Origin of the sequence: Aeromonas genomosp. paramedia (genome assembly GCF_023093515.1) — a bacterium.
Taxonomy (GTDB): Bacteria; Pseudomonadota; Gammaproteobacteria; order Enterobacterales; family Aeromonadaceae; genus Aeromonas.
In genome coordinates, this window is record NZ_JAAROG010000029.1 from 52654 (window position 1) to 72095 (window position 19442).

The window sequence follows — 19442 nt, forward strand, 5'->3', positions numbered from 1 at the left end:
CGTTCCTTAACCTTGCTTGTTCTCTGTGCGCTGACACATAGGGAAGCCCAGCGCTTCGCGGGAGGCGTAGTACGCCTCTGCCACGGCCTTGGTCAGGGTGCGAATGCGCAGTATGTAGCGCTGACGCTCGGTGACCGAGATGGCCTTGCGGGCATCCAGCAGGTTGAAGGAGTGAGCGGCTTTGAGGATGCGCTCGTAGGCAGGCAGCGGCAGCGGTTTTTCCAGTGCCAGCAGGTGCTGGGCTTCCTTCTCGTACTGCTCGAAGCAGTGGAACAGGAACTCCACATCGGCGTGTTCGAAGTTGTAGGTGGATTGCTCCACTTCGTTCTGGTGGAACACATCGCCGTAGGTGGTCTTGCCCAGGGGGCCGTCAGACCAGACCAGATCGTAGACGCTGTCCACGCCCTGGATGTACATGGCCAGACGCTCGAGACCATAGGTGATCTCGCCGGTGACCGGCTTGCACTCGAGGCCGCCAACCTGCTGGAAGTAGGTGAACTGGGTCACTTCCATGCCGTTCAGCCACACTTCCCAACCCAGACCCCAGGCACCCAGCGTCGGGTTTTCCCAGTTGTCTTCCACGAAGCGGATGTCGTGGATCTCGGGATCCATGCCCAGCTCTTTCAGGGAGCCCAGATAGAGCTCCTGAATGTTGTCGGGGGAGGGCTTGATGATCACCTGGAACTGGTAGTAGTGCTGCAGGCGGTTCGGGTTCTCGCCGTAGCGGCCGTCAGTGGGACGGCGGGACGGTTGTACGTAGGCGCAGGCGATGGGCTCCGGGCCCAGGGCGCGCAGGCAGGTCATGGGGTGGGAGGTACCGGCACCCACTTCCATATCCAGCGGCTGAATGATGGTACAGCCCTGGCGGGACCAATAGTCCTGCAACTGCAGGATCAGGCCCTGAAAGGTTTTGACATCGAATTTTTGCATAGTGTTTTTCGCGCGAAATGAAATCAGAGCAAGATTTGCTGAATGTGAACCGAGGGAGTATACCGTCTGGCATGGTCGGATAATAGGCGAAATTACAGAGGATTAGTGGGGCTATGCCGCCGCTTGCCCTATGATGTCGCCGACGGAAGCGGCCTGCCGATGGCCGATGAAATGACAAGGGAGAGGAAATGGAACTGCGCTGCGCCTGGGTGACCAGGGACCCGGAATACATCGAATACCATGACAAGCAGTGGGGCAGGCCGGTCCGTGACCCGCGGGAGCTGTTTGCCAAGCTCTGCCTCGACGGTCAGCAGGCGGGGCTGTCGTGGATCACCATCCTCAAGCGTACCGAGAGCTACCATCGCGCCTATGCCGACTTCGATCCGCTGCGCATCGTGCAGTTCGACGAGCAGGATGTGGAGAGATTGATGCAGGATACCGGCATTATCCGAAACCGGCTCAAGGTGCAGTCGATCATCAAAAACGCCCGCGCCTATCTGGCGCTGGAGGCGGAAGGGATCGACTTCGTGGAGTATCTGTGGGGCTTCGTGGGCGGCGCCCCCATCGTCAACCAGCGCCAGGGCAACGGCGACATTCCGGCGACCTCACCGGAGTCGGATGCCATGTCCAAGGCCCTCAAGAAACGCGGCTTCACCTTCGTCGGCAGCACCATCTGCTACGCCTTCATGCAGGCGGTGGGCATGGTGAACGATCATCTGGTCAGCTGCCCCTGCCACGCCGAGTGCCAGCAGTAGGGGTAGATCGGGCGCATGTCAAAGAAGAAGGGAGGCTCAGGCCTCCCTTCTTCTTTGTGGGGCCGCCATCAACCGGGTTCTAGGGCGTGGCTCAGCGCCTCGCACAGCTCGTCGCTGCTCATCAGCCGCACGAAGGGGCCGGCCAGGGTGGCGTTGTGGTGGGCGATGATCTGGGTTGCGGCCAGCTGCGGCGTATCCATGCAGGTATGGGCATCGCTCACCAGCACCACGGCGTAGCCGAGATCCGCCGCCGCCCGGCAGGTGGTATCGATGCAGTATTGGGTCTTCATGCCGGTGACGATCAGGGTCTGCACCCCGTCCTCCTTCAGCCAGTCGTCGAGACCGGTGCCATGAAAGGCGCTGGGACGCTGCTTGTCGAACACCCGGTCGGCGTCGCCGACGACCAGCTCAGGGGCAAGCTGCCAGAGCGGGCTGCCGGCGGCGATGGGGCTGCCGGCCGGGCCCGTGTGTCGCACCGCCAGCACGGGGAGACCGGCACTGCGGGCCGCCTGGCTCAGGCGATTGATGTTGGCCAGGGCCTCGGCCCCGGCATGGGGTGCCTCCGGGCCGTGAAGGAGGCCCACCTGGATGTCGATGATGAGCAGAGCGGGGCGGGAGAGGGACGACATGGGCATGGCTCCGTGAGAAAGGTCACCCACTCTGGGGCCATGGGCTCTTGTGAGACAACCCCGCATCTGGGGGGAGGCAAGCGCTGTCCCATCTTGCCCGCCCTGTCTTTGTGCTGGCGCCGGGCGTGATGAAGGAGCACCTCGTCGGCCGCCGCTGCCAGGCCAGGCTCCAACGGGGCAGGGGCCCGTTTTCTCCTTTCGGTACAGCTGGCATACAGTCACTCCTGCTCAAAATTGGCCCATCAACTTTGAGGGTTAATCCATGTCACTGAATTCATCTCGCATTCGCACGGCCGGCAGTTTGCTTCTGGCGGCTTGTTCCCTGCTGGCAACGCTGCCCGCCCAGGCGACCGATCGCCAGGATTCCCGCGACGTGCGTCAGGAGGTGCGTCCCGAGATCCGCGATGCCAAGCAGGACTGCCGTGAAGCCGATCAGAAGGACAACTACGAGTGCCGTCAGGACAAGCGTGAAGTGAAACAGGACGTCAGAGAGAAAGCCAACGACGTCAAACGCTGATGAGCGCGCCCGATTAGCCGGCAAGCGGCATATCGGGCCCTCAGCCGAGCAGGCTCGCCGACCCCAAGGGCCTGCTGGCGGGTAACTCGCGAGACACCACCACCCGTGAATTCATATAAATCAGTTGCCGGATGCCCCGCCATCTCGTCGACCCCGTGGAGTTAATCATGAAGAAATGTGCCTTTATCTTGCTGGCTGCCAGCGCCCTGCTCTCCTCGTTGCCGGCGCAGGCAACCGAACAGGCCGCAGAGCGCCGTGATGCCCGTGACGTGCGTCAAGACACCCGGGATGAATCCCGCGATGCCAAGCAGGAGTGCCGTGAAGGCGTGGTCGGCAATGCCGATTGCCGTCAGGATCATCGCGACAGCAAGCAGGAGGGCCGAGACGAGGCCCGCGACGTCAAATACTGACAAGCCGCCTCCCTGTCGGGTCGCCCTGCTGGCGCCCGTCCGGCGGTTATCTTGACCCCAATGTATAATTCAGACATCCCAAGCCGGTGTATTTCGTTTAGCCAAGGAGCCACCATGAAGAAGACCGTATTCGCGCTGCTTGCAGCCACCGCCTTGTTGGCTGCCCTGCCTGCACAGGCAACCAAACAGGCCCAGGAGCGTCGCGAAGCGCGCGATGTGCGTCAGGATACCCGTCAGGAATCCCGCGACGCCAAGCAGGAGTGCCGCGAAGGCCTGGTGGGCAATGCCGATTGCCGTCAGGAGCATCGCGACAACAAGCAGGAAGGGCGTGACGAGGCGCGCGACATCAAATATTGATGTCCGGCCTGCCCGGGCAGGCCGCTGCCGTTCACGGCATGACACAGGGGGGCTTTGGCCCCCTTGTTCATATCCGCAATGCGCGCGTCACACTCTGGCGCCTCTCTGGGGTAGAATGCGCGGCCATCGGCTAGAGTCGTTCTTTTTCAGAGGTTTTTTCATGCATTTCAAGAAACTGGTTCCTGCACTTGCCCTGACCATCGCCATGACAGGCTGCACCACCAATCCCTATACCGGTGAATCCCAGACCTCCAAGGGCGCCTGGGGCGCACTGGCCGGTGCCGCCACCGGCGCTGCCGTGGGTGCGCTCTCCTCCAGCAAGGGTGATCGCAAGAAGGGTATCCTGACCGGCGTCGCCGCTGGCGCGGCCCTGGGTGGCGGTATCGGTTACTACATGGATGTGCAGGAAGCCAAGCTGCGCGAGAAGCTGCAGGGTACCGGCGTCAGCGTGACCCGCAACGGTGATCAGCTGATCCTCAACATGCCGAACAACGTCACCTTCGACAGCTCCAGCGCCCAGCTCAAAGCCGCCGGTGCCAACACCCTGTCCGGGGTGGCCATGGTGGTGGCTGAGTTCGACAAGACTCGCCTGAACGTGGTCGGTCACACCGACAGCACCGGCTCCCGCGAGCTGAACATGAAGCTCTCCGCCCAGCGCGCCGACGCCGTCGCCGCCCAGCTGATCGGTCAGGGCGTGACCGGCAGCCGCATTTCCACCAGCGGTGTGGGCCCGGATCAGCCGGTTGCCACCAACAGCACAGCCGCCGGCAAGGCCCAGAACCGTCGGGTGACCATTACCCTGACCCCGACAGCCTGAGTCGCCCGGTTGCCGGTAACGAAAAGGCCCCGCCATTACTGGCGGGGCCTTTTGCTATGGGGGCCGTGGCCCTATGGTATCGGCGCTCTTTTCTCCCTTATCCCTTGCGGGAGAAGGGCCGGGGATGAGGGGCGAATCGTGTCTTAGACAGCAGCGGTCAGCTGCACTTCCACCTTGTAGCCTTCGTGGGCCAGGCGGGCCTGCACGCAGGCGCGTACCGGTGCTGTGCCTGCCGGTATCCAGGCATCCCACTGGGTGTTGAAGGCGGCGATGTCGCCAATGTCCTTGAGATAGATGTTGGCCATCAGGATCTTGTCGACCCCGGAACCGTTGGCCTCCAGCAGGCGTTGCAGGCTGGTCAGTACTTCGCGGGTCTGCTGGTGGATGTCGGCCTCGTCGGTGGCGGGGACTTCCACCACATAGAGGGTGCCGTTGTGGATGACAACATCAGACCAGCGGGCCGTGGTGCCGATTCGGGTAATCGTCATGGATTGCTCCGGTACAGGGGCTCATTGACCCTTGCGGATCAGATAGCGATAGGGGGCCTGCTCTGTCTCGCTGGCGATCAGGGTGTGATCCATGAAGCGGCAGAAACTCGGGATGTCGCGGGTGGTGGAAGGATCGTCGGCACTGACCAGCAGGGTCTCGCCTTCGGCCATCAGCCGCACTTTCTTGCGAACCATCATCACGGGTTCGGGGCAACGAAGCCCGATTGCGTCCAACTCATGAGTCGCATCGCAGAATAAAGTACTCATCAATAATCAACCTTCAGCCGCACCTTCTTGCGCGCTATCGTCACGGGTTCGGGGCAACGAAGCCCGATCGCGTCCAACTCATGAGTTGCATCGCAGAATAAAGCACTCATCAATAATCAACCTTCAACCAATTCAGCTGCCAATGATACCCAAGGCGAAAAAATAATCAAACATCATGGTCTTCGAGTAGCATATGTAACCAAAGTGTGATCCGGCTCTATCCAGACCTTGCCCGATGAGTAATATAAAAATTGAACCATATTCAACAAGGAGGTGTGAATATGCAGGTCTCCTACGGCAGATTGCAAGCCTACGCAGGCATGGGGTTCCTGTCGTTCGCCATGATAGTGCTGGGCAGCCCGATCGGAAACACCGGCACCTGGTTCGGGTCCATGGTGATGATAGGGCTGGGGCTCTGGATCGAGCTCAGCGACTACTACGACGAGGATGAGGACGAGAACGATCAATCCTGAATCGGATGACGATTCACCCACAAAGGCGGACGATGTCCGCCTTTGTCATTTCTGCTCCGCGCCCGAGCGGGTCGAGCGCATGGCGCGCTCCAGCTGCTGCGCCGTCTGCTCCGGGTTGGCGTTGGGGTCGTTGAAGAAGCTGCTCAGCACATCCATGATCCCCTGGCGCATATTGGTCGGAACCGCCATCCCCTCCGCCATGCTGGGCAGCAGGTTGTCCTGCTGCTCGGCGTGGAGGAAGTCCTGATAGGAGCGGATGGCGCAGCGATCGAACTTGCTCATGTCCGGTTTGGTGAGCGCCGGGATGGAGCCCTTCACCCGGTTGAACTCCTCCTGGAAGCGCGGTGTCATCAGCAGGCGGGCCAGCTCGCCCTGGGCCTGCAGCTGGGCCGGATCCCGCTGCTTGAACATGGCGATGGAGTCCAGGTTGTAGCTGAAGAGGCCCTGGCTCCCCGGGCTTGGCAGGCAGTCGATGTCCTCCCCGGGTCTGTAGTTGCCGGCGCTCAGCTCCCCCTTCACCCAGTCTCCCATGATCTGCATGGCGGCACCGCCGCTCTCCAGCAGGTTGGTGGCCTGGTGCCACTTCAGGCCGGCGTATTTTTCCGGTACATAGGCGCGCAACTGCTGGAAGCGGGTCAGCACCCGCACCATGTCGGGGCCGGTCAGGGTGGCGCTGTCCTGCTCCAGAAAGGCCTTGCGATAGAAGGCCTTGCCCCCTTCACCTAGCGCCACCGTCTCGAACAGCACCGCCAGCTGCCAGGGTTCGTTGCCGATGGCCAGCGGGGTGACGCCCTGCGCCTTGAGCTTGTCCGCCACCGCCACGAACTGGACCCAGTCGGTGGGGGGTGTCAGCCCCAGCCGCTCGAACAGCTTGCGGTTGAGCCACAGCCAGTTGACTCTGTGGATGCCGGTGGGCACCGCCATCAGGGCGCCGTTCTGGCTGAGGGTGTCACGGACCATGGGGGAGAGTTGCGGGTACCAGCCGAGGTGCTCGGCCATGGGGCTGAGGTCGCGCAGGAAACCCAGGCTGGCCCACTCGTGCAGCTCATAGCCCTTGAGGTGGGCCGCTTCCGGCGGGTTGGCCGCCAGCGCCCGGCTTTTCAGCACCGTCATGGCGCTCTTGCCGCCGCCGCCCTGCACCGCGAAGTCGTTCCACTGATTGCCCTGCTCGGCCCATTCCGACTTGAGTACCTCTACCGCCTTGGCCTCGCCGCCGGAGGTCCACCAGTGCAACACCTCCACCTGGGAGGCGCCAACGGGCAGGGAGAGCAGGGCGACAATGGCAAACGGGAACAACTTCATACTGTGACTGCCTTGATGGAAGGAGAGTGGCCGGTGCCGACCGCACGCCACCCGTGCAGCACCCCGACACGCTGGGAGGCGCAGACGGGCAGGGACAACAGGGCGATGACAGAAAACGACAACCACTTCATAAGCTTTACTGCCTTGGTAGGGAGAGGGTGGCCTGCAGTCCGCCCTGGGGGCGATTTTCCAGCACCAGATCGCCGCCGTGGGCGTGGGCTATGTTGCGGGCGATGCCAAGACCCAGCCCGGTTCCGGCAGAATCCGTGCTGAGGCGGTAGTAGGGCTCGAAGATGCGCTCGAACTGATCCTCCGGCAGACCGGGGCCCTCGTCCATGATGAAGAGGATCAGCATCTCCTCGTCATCCATCAGGATGACGCGCACCCTATGGCCGTACTTGATGCCGTTGTCCACCAGGTTGCCGATGCAGCGCTTGAGGGCCAGCAGCTTGCCGCGATAGGGCCACTTGCAGTGCCCCTCTATGGTGAGCAGATCCTCGTGCAGGTTCATGGCCTCCGCCATCTGCTCCAGCAGGGCATTGATGTCGATGAGCTCGAGGTTCTCGTGAATGTCGGTCTCTTTCACCGTCTGCAGCGCCCCCTTCACCATCAGCTCCAGCTCGTCCAGATCCTTGTTGAACTTGGCTATCTGGGCTTCGTCGTCGAGCAGCTCGACCCGCAGCCGCAGCCGGGTGATGGGGGTCTTGAGATCGTGAGAGATGGAGCTGAACAGCCGCTCCCTGTCGTCTATGAAGCGGCGGATGCGCTGCTGCATGATGTTGAAGGCACGGGTCGCCGCCACGATTTCGGAGGCGCCCTCCTCCTTGAGGGAGGGCTGGTCGATGTCCTTGCCGAGGTTGACCGCCGCCTTGGCCAGCCGGCGCAGGGGCCGGGTCTGCCAGCGCACCAGCATGAAGGTGAAGAAGCAGAGGAAGACGGTCATCAGGGCGATGAAGCGCACCTGGTTGCTCGGCATGACGGTGTCATCCAGCGTCATGTAGGGGGCGGGCAGCAGGGCCGCCAGATAGAGCCACTCCCCCGGTTCTATCTCGATCTGGGTCACCAGCACCGGCGGGTTGATGGGCTCCAGCGACAGGGTGTAGCGGGCCCAGGAGGAGGGCAGATCCGCCAGCAAAGTGTCGTTGTTGAAGACGTGCAGCTCCTCGGGCCGGGAGAAGTCCACCTTGATGGCCATGGCGTCGGAGAGCTTGCGGGTCAGCACCTCCTCCACCTCCTTCAGCACCAGCGTCTTGCGCTCGCTGTCCGGGATGGCGCTGATGTGGATCTCCTCCTCGTTCAGGGAGACGAAGAAGCGGCTGCCCCCCATGTTGCGCAGCTGGTCCAGGGCGATGTGACGGTACTGCAGCGGCAGGGACTTGAAGAAGTTGACTGTGGAGGCGGCGGAGAGCGCCAGGTTGCGGGTGGTGCTGAGCATGCCCTCCAGCTCCCGCTTCTGGATCTGCTGCATCCAGATGCCGGTGAGTATGGTCTGGGAGAGCAGGATGGCGAGCAGCAGCAACAGCAGCATCCGTGACAGCAGGGAGCGGGGGATCAGTGCCTGCCAGAATCGCCGACTTCTCATGGGATTGGGTGCCTCTTGTCAGTCAGCATCTGGCCCTGCCTCTGAGCCGCGCCGCTTGCCTCTCCCCTTTCACGGGATCTCGTGTACTTCCGCGATCAGCATGTAGCCGCTGCCGCGTATGGTCTTGATGATGCGCGGGCTCTTGCCGTTGTCACCCAGCTTCTGGCGCAGACGGCTGATCTGCACGTCGATGCCGCGCTCCATGGGTAGGCTCTCGCGGCCCCGGGTGGCATCGGAGATGGTGTCCCTGTCCAGCACCACGCCGGGCTGTTGCAGGAACATGCCGAGCAGCAGGGCGTCGCTGCCGGAGAGATCCAGCAGGCTGCCGTCGTCGTGGGTCAGCTGGTGGCTCAGGGTGTCCAGGGTCCAGTCGGCGAAGCGCAGGCGGCGGCTCGGCTCCTTCTCTTTCTCTGGCTGGCGGAATTCGGCACGGCGCAGCAGCGCCTTGATGCGGGCCTGCAGCTCGCGCGGGCTGAACGGTTTGGCGATGTAGTCGTCGGCGCCGAGTTCGAGGCCGATCACCCGATCCGCCTCATCGGAGGCAGCGGTCAGCATGATGATGGGGACCTGGGAGTCGCGACGGATCTGCTGGCAGAGGGTAAAGCCGTCGTCGCCGGGCATCATGATGTCCAGAATGATGAGGTCCGGGCTGTGCTGGGCGAGTTGCTGGCGCATCTCGTCGCCTCCTGCCGCCGTCAATACCTGAAAACCCGCCCGGGTCAGGTATTCGTTGAGCAGCTCGCGGATCTCCTGATCGTCGTCGACGATAAGCAGTTGTTTGCTCGTTGACATATGTATGTGCATCCACCCATTTTTTTGTGCAGATTGAACCTGTCGGGGGAGCAAAAAGCAAGCAAGGCCCCCCTCTAATGTGAAGTTATGGGCAATATAGCCCCCGAATTGGCCCTGATCGGGATAACGGAATAAAAAAGGCCGACCCAAACGGGCCGGCCAACACGCAGATTCCGACGGCAGGAGCGCACCCCGTGTGGCGCGCTCCACAGACTCGACAACGGGCCGGACGGGCCGACCCCAACAAGACAATGGGGGCTCACGCCTGGCGTGAGCCCCCTGGATCACACCCGCTCGAACACTGTGGCTATGCCCTGACCCAGGCCGATGCACATGGTGGCGACCCCCAGGGTGGCATCCTTCTCCTCCATCAGGTTGATCAGGGTGGTGGAGATGCGGGCGCCGGAGCAGCCGAGCGGGTGGCCCAGGGCGATGGCGCCGCCGTTCAGGTTCACCTTCTCGTCCACCAGATCCTGCAGACCGAGATCCTTGACGCAGGGCAGGGACTGGGCGGCGAAGGCCTCGTTCAGCTCGAACAGGTCGATGTCGCCGACGGTCAGACCGGCACGCTTGAGCGCCTTCTGGGTGGCCGGCACCGGGCCGTAACCCATGATGGCGGCGTCACAGCCGGCGATGGCCATGGCGCGCACCCTGGCGCGGGGGGTGAGTCCCAGCGCCTTGGCGCGGTCAGCGCTCATCACCAGCATGGCGGCGGCACCGTCTGACAGGGCCGAGGAGGTGCCGGCGGTGACGGTGCCGTTGACCGGGTCAAACACCGGGCGCAGCTGGCTCAGGGTGTCGACCGTGGTCTCCGGGCGGATCACCTCGTCGTAGTCGTAGAAGAAGCGGGCGCCGCTGGCGTCATGGCCTTCCAGCCCGACGATCTCTTTGGCAAAACGCCCTTCCACGGTGGCGGCATGGGCGCGGCGATGGGAGCGGGCGGCAAACTCGTCCTGCTGCGCCCGGCTGATGCCATGCAGCTTGCCGAGCATCTCGGCGGTCAGCCCCATCATGCCGGAGGCCTTGGCCACCGACTTGGCCATGCCGGGATGGAAGTCGACCCCGTGGCTCATGGGCACGTGGCCCATGTGCTCGACGCCGCCGATGATGAAGATATCCCCATCACCCACCTGAATGGCGCGAGAGGCGTCGTGCAGCGCCTGCATGCTGGAGCCGCACAGGCGGTTGACGGTGACCGCCCCCACCTGCTTGGGAATGCCGGCCAGCAGGGCGGCGTTGCGGGCGATGTTGAAGCCCTGCTCCAGGGTCTGCTGCACGCAGCCCCAGTAGATATCCTCGATCTCGTTCGGGTCGAGGTTGGGGTTGCGCAGCAGGATGGAGCTCATCAGGTGCGCGGACAGATCTTCTGCACGCACGTTGCGGAAGGCGCCGCCCTTGGACCGGCCCATCGGGGTCCGGATACAGTCGACAATGACTACGTCTTTCATGAATGGATCTCCTTTCCGCAATCAGTAGAAGGTTTTGCCCTGGGCGGCCATCTCACGCAGCTTGTCGCTGACGCGGTAGAGCGGGCCCAGATCGGCATACTGGTCGGCCATGGCCACGTAGCGATCCAGACCTATGGTGTCCAGATAGCGGAACACGCCACCGCGGAAGGGAGGGAAGCCCAGACCGTAGACCAGCGCGATGTCGGCTTCGGCTGGCGTGGCAACTATGCCCTCTTCCAGACAGAGCACCACCTCGTTGATCATGGGGATCATCATGCGAGCTATGATGGCGTCCTTGTCGAACTCCTGCTTCGCCTTGGCGATGGGGGCCAGCAGCTCGTAGGCAGCGGCGTCGGCCACCTTCTTCGGCTTGCCTTTCTTGTCCTGCTCGTAGGCGTAGAAACCCTTGCCATTCTTCTGGCCGAAGCGGCTCACCTCATACATGACGTCGATGGCGGTGCGCCCCTCCTTGCTCATGCGCGCCGGGAAGCCCTGGGCCATGACGTCACCGGCATGGTGACCGGTGTCGATGCCGACCACGTCCAGCAGGTAGGCGGGACCCATGGGCCAGCCAAACTCCTTCTCCATCACCTTGTCGACGGCGGCGAAGTCGGCGCCATCGGCAACCAGCTTGTTGAAGCCGAAGAAGTAGGGGAAGAGCACGCGGTTGACGAAGAAGCCGGGGCAGTCGTTGACCACCACAGGGGACTTGCCCATGGCGGCGGCATAGGCCACCACGCGGTTGATGGTGTCGTCCGATGTCTGCTCGCCGCGGATGATCTCCACCAGGGGCATGCGGTGCACCGGGTTGAAGAAGTGCATGCCGCAGAAGTTCTCGGGGCGCTTCAGGCCTTTGGCCAGCAGGGAGATGGGGATGGTGGAGGTGTTGCTGGCGAGCACGGCGTCGTCACCGAGAATACCTTCCACTTCGCCCAGTACGGCGGCCTTCACCTTGGGATTCTCGACCACGGCTTCGACCACCACGTCCACATGCTTGACGTTGTCATAGCTGAGGGTCGGGGTGATGGCGGAGAGCACCTGGCCCATCTTGATGCCGTCGATGCGACCGCGCTCGAGCTGGCCGTTGAGCAGCTTGGTGGCCTCGCCCATGCCAAGCGCCAGCGCCTTCTCGTTGATGTCCTTCATCACCGCCGGGATGCCGTTGCTGGCGGACTGGTAGGCGATACCGCCCCCCATGATGCCGGCACCCAGCACGGCGGCGTGGCTGGTGGCCTTGTTCGCCTGCTTGGCGGCTTTCTTGGCCAGCGCCTTGATGTGCTGGTCGTTCAGGAAGATGCCGACCAGCGCCTTGGCCACGTCGGTCTTGGCCAGCTTGATGAAACCTTGCGCCTCGACGTTGAGCGCCTCGTCGCGGCTCATGCCGGCGGCGGCCTCGACGGTTTTGACTGCGGTCATGGGCGCCGGGTAGTGTTTTCCGGCCACGGCGGCAACCATGCCGGCGGCGGTGGTGAAGCTCATCATGGCTTCCAGCTTGGAGAGGCGCAGCGGCGCCTTCTTGGCGGCGCGGCGGCTCTGCCAGTCCAGCTTGCCCGCGATGGCGTCTCTCATCATCTGCACGGCGGCGCTCTGCAGCGCTGCGGGGGCGACCACGGCGTCGATGGCACCCACCTTGAGGGCGTCATCGGCACGGTAATCCTTGCCGGTGGTGATCCACTCCAGGGCGTTGTCGGCGCCGATGAGGCGCGGCAGACGGACTGTGCCGCCAAAGCCCGGCATGATGCCGAGCTTGGTCTCGGGCAGGCCGATCTTGGCGCTGGTGTCAGCCAGACGGAAATCGGTGGAGAGTATGGTCTCGCAGCCGCCGCCCAGGGCGTGGCCCTTGATGGCGGACAGGGTCGGCACCGGCAGATCTTCGATGGCGCTGAAGATGTCGTTGGCCTTTTTCAGCCAGCCGAGCAGATCTTCTTGCGGCAGGCTGAACAGTTCCAGGAATTCGGTGATGTCGGCGCCGACGATAAAGGCGTCTTTGCCGGAGGTGAGGATCAGACCCTTCAAATCGGCTTGTTGCTTTAATGCGGCGATCGCTTCGCTCAGCGAGAGCAGGGTAGCGCGATCCAGCTTGTTGACTGAACCCGGGGCATCAAACCTCAGCTCGGCAATGCCGTCTTCGAGGTAGCTGACCGACAGGGTTTCGCCTTGGTAGATCATGAGAGTGTCTCCTTGTTCCCACGCGGTGGGGGGCTTTGCTCCTTTCTCCCCAGCAGGGGGCGAGGCTCACTATTGATCCAAAAGGAGACATTTTCAACACCTATTTAAAACATTTGTTTAACAGATCTCGAGTAAAAGCTCCTCATCACAAAACGGGCAAAAGAGAGGCGCCTTGCGGCGCCTGCTCTGGATATGAGTCTTTTATCAACTGGCCAGCTCCGGCCTGTCGCGATACTGGTTCAGCACCTCGGGGTCGGCGAGGGCATGGGTGTTGTTGACGGGCCTGTTGTGCACCACCTCCCGCACCGCCAGCTCGACTATCTTGCCGGACTTGGTGCGGGGGATCGCATCCACCTGCAGTATGCGGGCGGGTACGTGGCGGGCGGTGCAGTGTCGTTTGATCTGCTGGCGGATCCGCTCGCGCAGGGGCTCGTCCAGCTTGCAGCCTGCCTTGAGCTTGACGAACAGCACCACCCGCTCGTCCTGCTGCCACTGCTGGCCGATGACGATGCTCTCCTCCACCTCGTCGAGCTGCTCCACGTAGCGGTAGATCTCGCTGGTGCCGATGCGTACGCCCCCCGGGTTGAGGGTGGCGTCGGAGCGGCCGTAGAAGAGGATGCCGCCAGCTGGGGTCAGCTCGATCCAGTCGCCGTGGCACCAGATGTTGTCAAAGCGCTCGAAGTAGGCGGCGTGGTACTTGTCGCCGTTCTCGTCGCCCCAGAAGTAGATGGGCTGGGCCGGGAAGGGCTTGGTGCAGACCAGCTCGCCCTTCTCCCCCTGCACCGGCTGGCCGGCCTCGTTGAACACCTGCACCGCGAGGCCAAGGCCGCGCCCCTGGCTCTCGCCGCGATAGACGGGGCTGAGCGGGTTGCCGATGACGAAGCAGGAGCAGATGTCGGTGCCGCCTGAGATGGAGCTGAGCTGTACATCAGCTTTGATCCGCTGATAGACGTAGTCGAATCCCTCCGGCGACAGCACGGAGCCTGTGCTGCAGATCAGCCGCAAGTGCGGCAAGTCGTGGGTGTTGATGGGGGCATAACCCTGCTTGTGCAACGCATCGAGATACTTGGCGGAGGTGCCGAACAGGGCGACCTGCTCGTCACGGGCGAGATCCCAGAGCACGTTGCCGTCCGGGTAAAACGGCGAGCCGTCGTAGAGCACCAGAGTAGCGCCGGAGGCGAGGGCGCTCACCAGCCAGTTCCACATCATCCAGCCGCAGGTGGTGAAGTAGAAGACCCGCTCCCCCGGCTTGATGTCGCAGTGCAGCTGGTGCTCTTTCAGGTGCTGCAGCAGGGTGCCGCCTATGCCGTGGACTATGCACTTGGGTTTGCCGGTGGTGCCGGACGAATAGAGGATGTAGAGCGGGTCGTTGAAGGCCATGGGCTCGAAGGCGAGCTGGGCCCCGGGCTGACTGGCCAGTACCTGATGCCAGTCGTGACCGAGTTGCAGAGGGTTGCCGAGCAGGGGGATCACCACAGTCTGCTCTATGCTGTCTAACTGGCTCACCACGCTGGCGACCTTGGTCTGAATGTCGATGGCCTTGCCACCATAGCGATAGCCGTCCACCGCGAACAGCACCCTGGGCCGGGTCTGGCCGAAGCGCTCCACCACGCTGGCTTCGCCGAAATCGGGGCTGGTGGAGGTCCAGATAGCACCCAGGCTGGTGGTGGCCAGCATGGCAACGACGGTTTCCGGAATATTGGGCAGATAGGCCGCCACCACGTCGCCACGGCCTATGCCCTGGCTGCGCAGCCACTGAGCCAGCCGGGCGACCTGATCTGCCAGCTCGCGCCAGCTCAAGGTCTGGCTTGGGCTACCCTCGATGCGGGAGATGATGGCCGGGCTCTCGTCCTGGCGGCGCAGCAGGTTCTCGGCGAAGTTGAGCCGGCTGTCGGGAAACCAGCGGGCGCGCTGCATATCCTGGCGGTTCTCCGCCACTATGTCGCCCAGCTCTCCCTTGACGCCGCAGTGCTGCCACACCAGTGGCCAGAAACGGGTGGTCTTCTCCACCGACCATTGATAGAGGTCGGCGTAGCTGCGCAGTTGCAGGCCGTGGAAGTGGTTGACCTCGGCCATGAACTGGTGGAGGTTGGAGTGCTGCATCCTGTCCTGATCCGGTTTCCACAGACAAAGGTTTTGCATGAATCGTTCCTGACTGCTGATATCTACTGTCTATCGGCAGTGTATTGAATTGTTCTTTATTTGTTAATCGCAGGTTTTCGTTTCATAACAAAAACCCCCTGACTCATGCGTTACCTCACGAAGCGGCAGCCTGACGGCTCGAGCCCTGATTCGCTTGATGTTATGCTGAAGTCACATTTGCCCGGAGCAGGACGCCATGAGCAGTTACAGTCAACTTTTTGCCCAGCATCTCGACACCCTGCAGCAGCGCACTCGCGACATACTGCAACAGCAGGGGCTCAGCGGACTGGCCATTCATTCAGGCCAGACTCACCGCATCTTCCTCGACGACCAGGATTACCCCTTCAAGGTCAATCCTCACTTCAAGGCCTGGTTGCCGATACTGGACAATCCCCACTGCTGGTTGCTGGTGGACGGGGTGAGCAAGCCGGTGCTGCTGTTCTACCGGCCGGTGGACTTCTGGCACAAGGTGGCGGATCTGCCCAATGCCTTCTGGGTCGATTTCTTCGACATCCGCTTCCTGACCAGGCCGGAACAGGTGGCGGAGCACTTGCCAGCCGACAAGCAGGAGTGGGCCTATCTGGGTGGTCATCTCGAGGTGGCCCAGCTGGTGGGACTGGCGCAGCCCAATCCGGAGGCTGTGCTCAACTACCTGCACTACCACCGTGCCTACAAGACGCCCTATGAGCTGGAGTGTCTGCGGGCGGCGAATCGACTCGGGGTGCGTGGCCACATCGCGGCCAAGGAATCCTTCATGGCGGGGGCGAGCGAGTTCGAGATCAACCTGGCCTACATGAAGGCGGTCGGGCAGGGGGCCAATGAGGCGCCTTACGGCAACATAGTCGCCATCAACCGCAACGCGGCCATCCTCCATTACACCCATCTGTCGACCCAGCGGGTGCCGGATGCGGAGCGCCACTCTTTCCTCATCGATGCCGGAGTGGATTATCACGGCTATGCCTCCGACATCACCCGCACCTGGGCCTGGCGCCGGGGCGAGTTTGCCGATCTCATCGCGGCGCTGGATGCCCAGCAGCAGGAGATCATCGCGGAGATCAAACCCGGTCGCCGTTACAGCGAGCTGCACCTGCAGATGCACCACAGACTGGCGCGCTTGCTGCAGGCCACCGAGCTGGTGGACATGTCGGTGGACGAGATGATCCACACCGGGGTGACCAATGTGTTCTTCCCCCATGGCCTCGGCCACTTCCTCGGCCTGCAGGTGCACGATGCCGGTGGCTTCATGCAGGACGAACGGGGTACCCATCTGGCGGCGCCCGAGCAGTTCCCCTACCTGCGCTGTACCCGGGTGATGGAGGTGGGGCAGGTGTTCACCATAGAACCCGGCCTCTACTTCATCGACAGCCTGCTGGAGCCGCTACGCCGCGGCGAGCAGGGCAAACGGGTCAACTGGAACAAGGTCGAGGCGCTGCGCCCCTTCGGTGGCATCCGGATCGAGGACAACGTGGTTCTGCATGGGGACGGGGTGGAGAACCTCACCAGGCAAGCAGGGCTCTGATGGCCGCAGACTATGCCATACCGGCCGCGCCGCTGGAGCTTTGCGAGGAGATCAAGAAGAGTCGCTTCATCACCCTGATTGCCCATGCGCCGACGGTCGAGGCCGCCAAGGCCTGGATCGCCGAGGTGAAGCGGCAGCACCCGACGGCCCGGCACCATTGCTGGGCCTTCGTCGCCGGGGCGCCGCAAGACAGCCAGGTCTATGGCTTCAGCGATGACGGCGAACCCTCGGGCACAGCCGGCAAGCCCATGCTGGCCCAGCTGATGGGAGCCGGTATCGGCGAGGTCGCGGCCGTGGTGGTGCGCTACTACGGTGGCGTCCTGCTCGGGACCGGCGGCCTGGTCAAGGCCTATGGCGGCGGGGTGGGGGCGGCGCTCAAGCGGCTCGAGACCCGCATCAAGCGCCAGCAAACTCCTTCCCTTATCTGCTGCGACTATGGCGACATGGGGGTGGTGGAAGCCCTGATCTCGGCCCATCAGGGCCAGTTGCTGGCCGCCGATTATGGTCAGCAGGTTCGTCTGCAGGTGGCCTGGGATGCGGCCATCTGGAGTCAGGTGGATCAGGAAATGACAGACCGAACCCATGGCCGGGTATCTCTTCGCCCCTTAGATGGCTAGAATCCATCGCTCTTTTAGCCTGAAGGGGGAGCCGGAATGCAGATTCTGAGCATCATTCGTATCGTCGGTCTCTTGGTCGCGCTGTTCAGCTCGACCATGCTGCTGCCAGCGATGGTTGCTTTTGGGTATCGCGATGGGGGCGGTGCCGAGTTTGTGAACTCCTTCTTCATCGCCCTCCTGCTCGGCACCCTGCTCTGGTTCCCCAATCGCCATCATAAGAAAGACCTCAGATCCAAGGAGGGTTTCCTCATAGTGGTGCTGTTCTGGGTGGTGCTGGGCAGCGTGGGGGCCGTCCCCTTCATCATCAGCGACGTGCCGAACATGTCGGTCTCGGAGGCCTTCTTCGAGTCATTCTCCGGCCTGACGACCACGGGGGCGACAGTGCTGACAGGGCTGGACAGCCTGCCCAAGGCGTTTTTGTTCTACCGCCAGCTGCTGCAATGGCTGGGGGGCATGGGGATCATAGTGCTTGCCGTGGCCGTGCTGCCCTTGCTGGGCATCGGGGGCATGCAGCTCTATCGCGCCGAGATCCCGGGGCCGGTCAAGGACAACAAGGTGACCCCGCGCATCGCCGAGACGGCCAAGGCGCTCTGGTTCATCTACCTGTTGCTGACCACTCTCTGTGCCCTAGCCTACTGGATGGCTGGGATGACGCTGTTCGATGCCATCTGCCACTCCTTCTCCACCTTGTCGGTGGGCGGCTTCTCGACTCACGATGCCAGCATAGGTTTCTTCAACAGCCCGGCCATCAACCTGATTACCGTGCTGTTCCTGCTGCTGGCCAGCGTCAACTTCGCCCTGCACTTCATGGTGTTCGCCCACAAGCCAGTGCGGTTGAGCAGCTATCTGCGGGACTCAGAATTGAAGGTGTTCCTGGGGATCCAGGGCGTGCTGGTGCTGATCTGCTTCGTCTCCCTGCTGTTCCACGGTCACTACGCCACCTGGCAGCAAGCGCTCAACCACGGCCTGTTCCAGGCGGTCTCCCTTGGCACGACCACGGGCTACAGCACGACCAGCTATGCCGACTGGCCCTCCTTCCTGCCCATGTTGCTGATGTTCTCGGCCTTTATTGGTTGCTGTGCCGGCAGCACCGGGGGTGGCATCAAGGTGATGCGCTTCATGATCCTCTTCCTGCAGGGGATGCGCGAGCTCAAGCGGCTGGTGCACCCACGGGCCATCTATACCCTGAAACTGGGGCGGCGCGCGGTGCCGGAGCGGATCGTCGAGGCGGTGTGGGGCTACTTCGCCACCTACATCATCCTGTTCTTCATCTTCATGCTGCTGTTGCTGATGACAGGGTTGAACGAGGTGACCGCGTTCACGGCTGTGGCGGCCGCCTTCACCAACGTGGGGCCCGGGTTAGGCGAGGTCTCCAGCAACTTTGGCAATATCTCGGCGACGGCACAGTGGATCCTGGTGGTCGCCATGCTGTTTGGCCGATTGGAAATCTTCACACTTCTGGTACTGTTTACTCCTGCATTCTGGCGTAGTTGAGGTTGGTATGGACAAGATTTTGGTGCTTTATTCTTCCCGGGACGGGCAAACGCGGAAAATTGTGGATGTCATGCTGGAGGAGATATCAGGATGCGAAGTGGTGATGCAGGATCTGCACACCCTGCCGATGTGCAACCTTAGCAAATATGCCAAGGTATTGATCGGTGCCTCCATCCGCTATGGCAACTTCCACCCCAGTCTGCTCAGCTTTATTCATGCTCACCATGAACAGCTGGAAGTGGCCAACGCCGCCTTCTTCTGTGTCAACCTGACGGCGCGCAAGCCCGAGAAGCAGACACCACAGACCAATGCCTATATGAAGAAGTTTCTGCGTCTCTCGCCGTGGAAGCCAAAGACCCTGGGGGTGTTTGCCGGTGCGCTGCGATACTCCCGCTACAACTGGTGGCAGACCCGCATCATCCAGCTGATCATGACGATCACCGGTGGCAGTACGGATACCAGCCAGGACATCGAATTCACCGACTGGGAAAAGGTACGCGCCTTTGCCCGGGAGTTCTGGTCAAAAAGGTAGCAAATCCGCATCCTTGCTCGTTGACGCCCCGCTTATGCGGGGCGTTTTGTTTGATAAATAGGCGCTTGAACCACCAAACTGCAAAAAATACCATTTTTTGCAGTTTTACCCTTGCCATCCCGGCACGGCTCCCTATAATGCGCCCCTACCAGCACGGCGGAACACGCCAAACTGATGAGCCAGCTTCCTTGCGAAGCAGGCG

21 protein-coding genes are annotated in these 19442 nt (G+C 62.4%); 10 read left to right on the plus strand and 11 right to left on the minus strand.

Annotated features, from left to right (window positions below):
- Positions 1-6: 6 nt before the first annotated feature.
- Positions 7-930, minus strand: coding sequence for a glycine--tRNA ligase subunit alpha (gene glyQ / locus HB860_RS20335; RefSeq protein ID WP_139438622.1), 924 nt, complete (start codon positions 928-930; stop codon positions 7-9).
- 188 nt (positions 931-1118) lie between these two features.
- On the opposite strand from glyQ, the gene HB860_RS20340 reads away from it, so the two are divergent.
- Entirely contained in the window at positions 1119-1685 is a 567-nt protein-coding gene (locus HB860_RS20340; protein WP_247627753.1) for a DNA-3-methyladenine glycosylase I, read from the plus strand.
- A 68-nt stretch (positions 1686-1753) separates the two neighbouring features.
- On the opposite strand, the gene HB860_RS20345 is transcribed toward HB860_RS20340, so the two are convergent.
- Positions 1754-2314 (minus strand): cysteine hydrolase family protein, encoded by a 561-nt coding sequence (locus HB860_RS20345; protein ID WP_247627754.1) that lies wholly within the window; start codon positions 2312-2314, stop codon positions 1754-1756.
- Positions 2315-2576: 262 nt separating this feature from the next.
- Between HB860_RS20345 and HB860_RS20350 the strand changes: the two genes are divergently transcribed.
- From HB860_RS20350 to HB860_RS20365, 4 genes are all read left to right on the plus strand, one after another.
- Complete coding sequence (locus HB860_RS20350) at positions 2577-2831, plus strand: hypothetical protein (RefSeq protein ID WP_139438627.1); 255 nt, start codon at positions 2577-2579, stop codon at positions 2829-2831.
- Between the two features lie 167 nt (positions 2832-2998).
- Complete coding sequence (locus HB860_RS20355; RefSeq protein WP_106885433.1) at positions 2999-3241, plus strand: hypothetical protein; 243 nt, start codon at positions 2999-3001, stop codon at positions 3239-3241.
- 114 nt (positions 3242-3355) lie between these two features.
- Positions 3356-3598, plus strand: a complete 243-nt coding sequence (locus HB860_RS20360; protein WP_005323913.1) for a hypothetical protein — start codon at positions 3356-3358, stop codon at positions 3596-3598.
- 160 nt (positions 3599-3758) lie between these two features.
- Positions 3759-4415 (plus strand): OmpA family lipoprotein, encoded by a 657-nt coding sequence (locus HB860_RS20365; RefSeq protein WP_247627755.1) that lies wholly within the window; start codon positions 3759-3761, stop codon positions 4413-4415.
- Between the two features lie 143 nt (positions 4416-4558).
- On the opposite strand, the gene HB860_RS20370 is transcribed toward HB860_RS20365, so the two are convergent.
- Positions 4559-4903, minus strand: coding sequence for a RidA family protein (locus tag HB860_RS20370; RefSeq protein ID WP_247627756.1), 345 nt, complete (start codon positions 4901-4903; stop codon positions 4559-4561).
- A 21-nt stretch (positions 4904-4924) separates the two neighbouring features.
- Entirely contained in the window at positions 4925-5170 is a 246-nt protein-coding gene (tusA, locus tag HB860_RS20375) for a sulfurtransferase TusA (RefSeq protein ID WP_043128975.1), read from the minus strand.
- A 281-nt stretch (positions 5171-5451) separates the two neighbouring features.
- Here tusA and HB860_RS20385 point away from each other — a divergent pair, with 281 nt between their 5' ends.
- Entirely contained in the window at positions 5452-5643 is a 192-nt protein-coding gene (locus HB860_RS20385) for a hypothetical protein (protein WP_025328793.1), read from the plus strand.
- A 45-nt stretch (positions 5644-5688) separates the two neighbouring features.
- Here the strand turns inward: HB860_RS20385 and HB860_RS20390 are convergent, their stop codons facing one another.
- The 7 genes from HB860_RS20390 to HB860_RS20415 all read right to left on the minus strand — a co-directional run bounded on the left by HB860_RS20390 (position 5689) and on the right by HB860_RS20415 (position 15078).
- Positions 5689-6945, minus strand: a complete 1257-nt coding sequence (locus HB860_RS20390; protein ID WP_247627757.1) for an ABC transporter substrate-binding protein — start codon at positions 6943-6945, stop codon at positions 5689-5691.
- Entirely contained in the window at positions 6942-7076 is a 135-nt protein-coding gene (locus HB860_RS22240; RefSeq protein WP_282101279.1) for a hypothetical protein, read from the minus strand. The genes HB860_RS20390 and HB860_RS22240 overlap by 4 nt, the downstream gene beginning before the upstream one ends.
- Before the next feature lie 5 nt (positions 7077-7081).
- Positions 7082-8527 (minus strand): ATP-binding protein, encoded by a 1446-nt coding sequence (locus tag HB860_RS20395; RefSeq protein ID WP_247627758.1) that lies wholly within the window; start codon positions 8525-8527, stop codon positions 7082-7084.
- A gap of 69 nt (positions 8528-8596) precedes the next feature.
- Complete coding sequence (locus tag HB860_RS20400) at positions 8597-9319, minus strand: response regulator (protein ID WP_162519278.1); 723 nt, start codon at positions 9317-9319, stop codon at positions 8597-8599.
- A gap of 284 nt (positions 9320-9603) precedes the next feature.
- Positions 9604-10767 (minus strand): acetyl-CoA C-acyltransferase FadA, encoded by a 1164-nt coding sequence (fadA, locus tag HB860_RS20405; protein ID WP_247627759.1) that lies wholly within the window; start codon positions 10765-10767, stop codon positions 9604-9606.
- Between the two features lie 21 nt (positions 10768-10788).
- Positions 10789-12936 (minus strand): fatty acid oxidation complex subunit alpha FadB, encoded by a 2148-nt coding sequence (gene fadB, locus HB860_RS20410; protein ID WP_247627760.1) that lies wholly within the window; start codon positions 12934-12936, stop codon positions 10789-10791.
- 204 nt (positions 12937-13140) lie between these two features.
- Entirely contained in the window at positions 13141-15078 is a 1938-nt protein-coding gene (locus tag HB860_RS20415) for an acetoacetate--CoA ligase (protein ID WP_247627761.1), read from the minus strand.
- A gap of 196 nt (positions 15079-15274) precedes the next feature.
- Here HB860_RS20415 and pepQ point away from each other — a divergent pair, with 196 nt between their 5' ends.
- Genes pepQ through hemG form a run of 4 tightly spaced genes read left to right on the plus strand, consistent with a single transcriptional unit; the run spans position 15275 to position 19240 of the window.
- A complete protein-coding gene (gene pepQ, locus HB860_RS20420) occupies positions 15275-16597 on the plus strand; it encodes a Xaa-Pro dipeptidase (protein ID WP_247627762.1) in 1323 nt (440 codons plus the stop codon).
- Positions 16597-17214, plus strand: coding sequence for a YigZ family protein (locus HB860_RS20425; protein ID WP_247627763.1), 618 nt, complete (start codon positions 16597-16599; stop codon positions 17212-17214). Before pepQ ends, HB860_RS20425 begins: the two co-directional genes overlap by 1 nt.
- Positions 17215-17250: 36 nt before the next feature.
- Entirely contained in the window at positions 17251-18708 is a 1458-nt protein-coding gene (locus HB860_RS20430) for a TrkH family potassium uptake protein (protein ID WP_247627764.1), read from the plus strand.
- Positions 18709-18715: 7 nt separating this feature from the next.
- A complete protein-coding gene (gene hemG, locus HB860_RS20435; protein ID WP_161507752.1) occupies positions 18716-19240 on the plus strand; it encodes a menaquinone-dependent protoporphyrinogen IX dehydrogenase in 525 nt (174 codons plus the stop codon).
- Positions 19241-19442 lie beyond the last annotated feature (202 nt).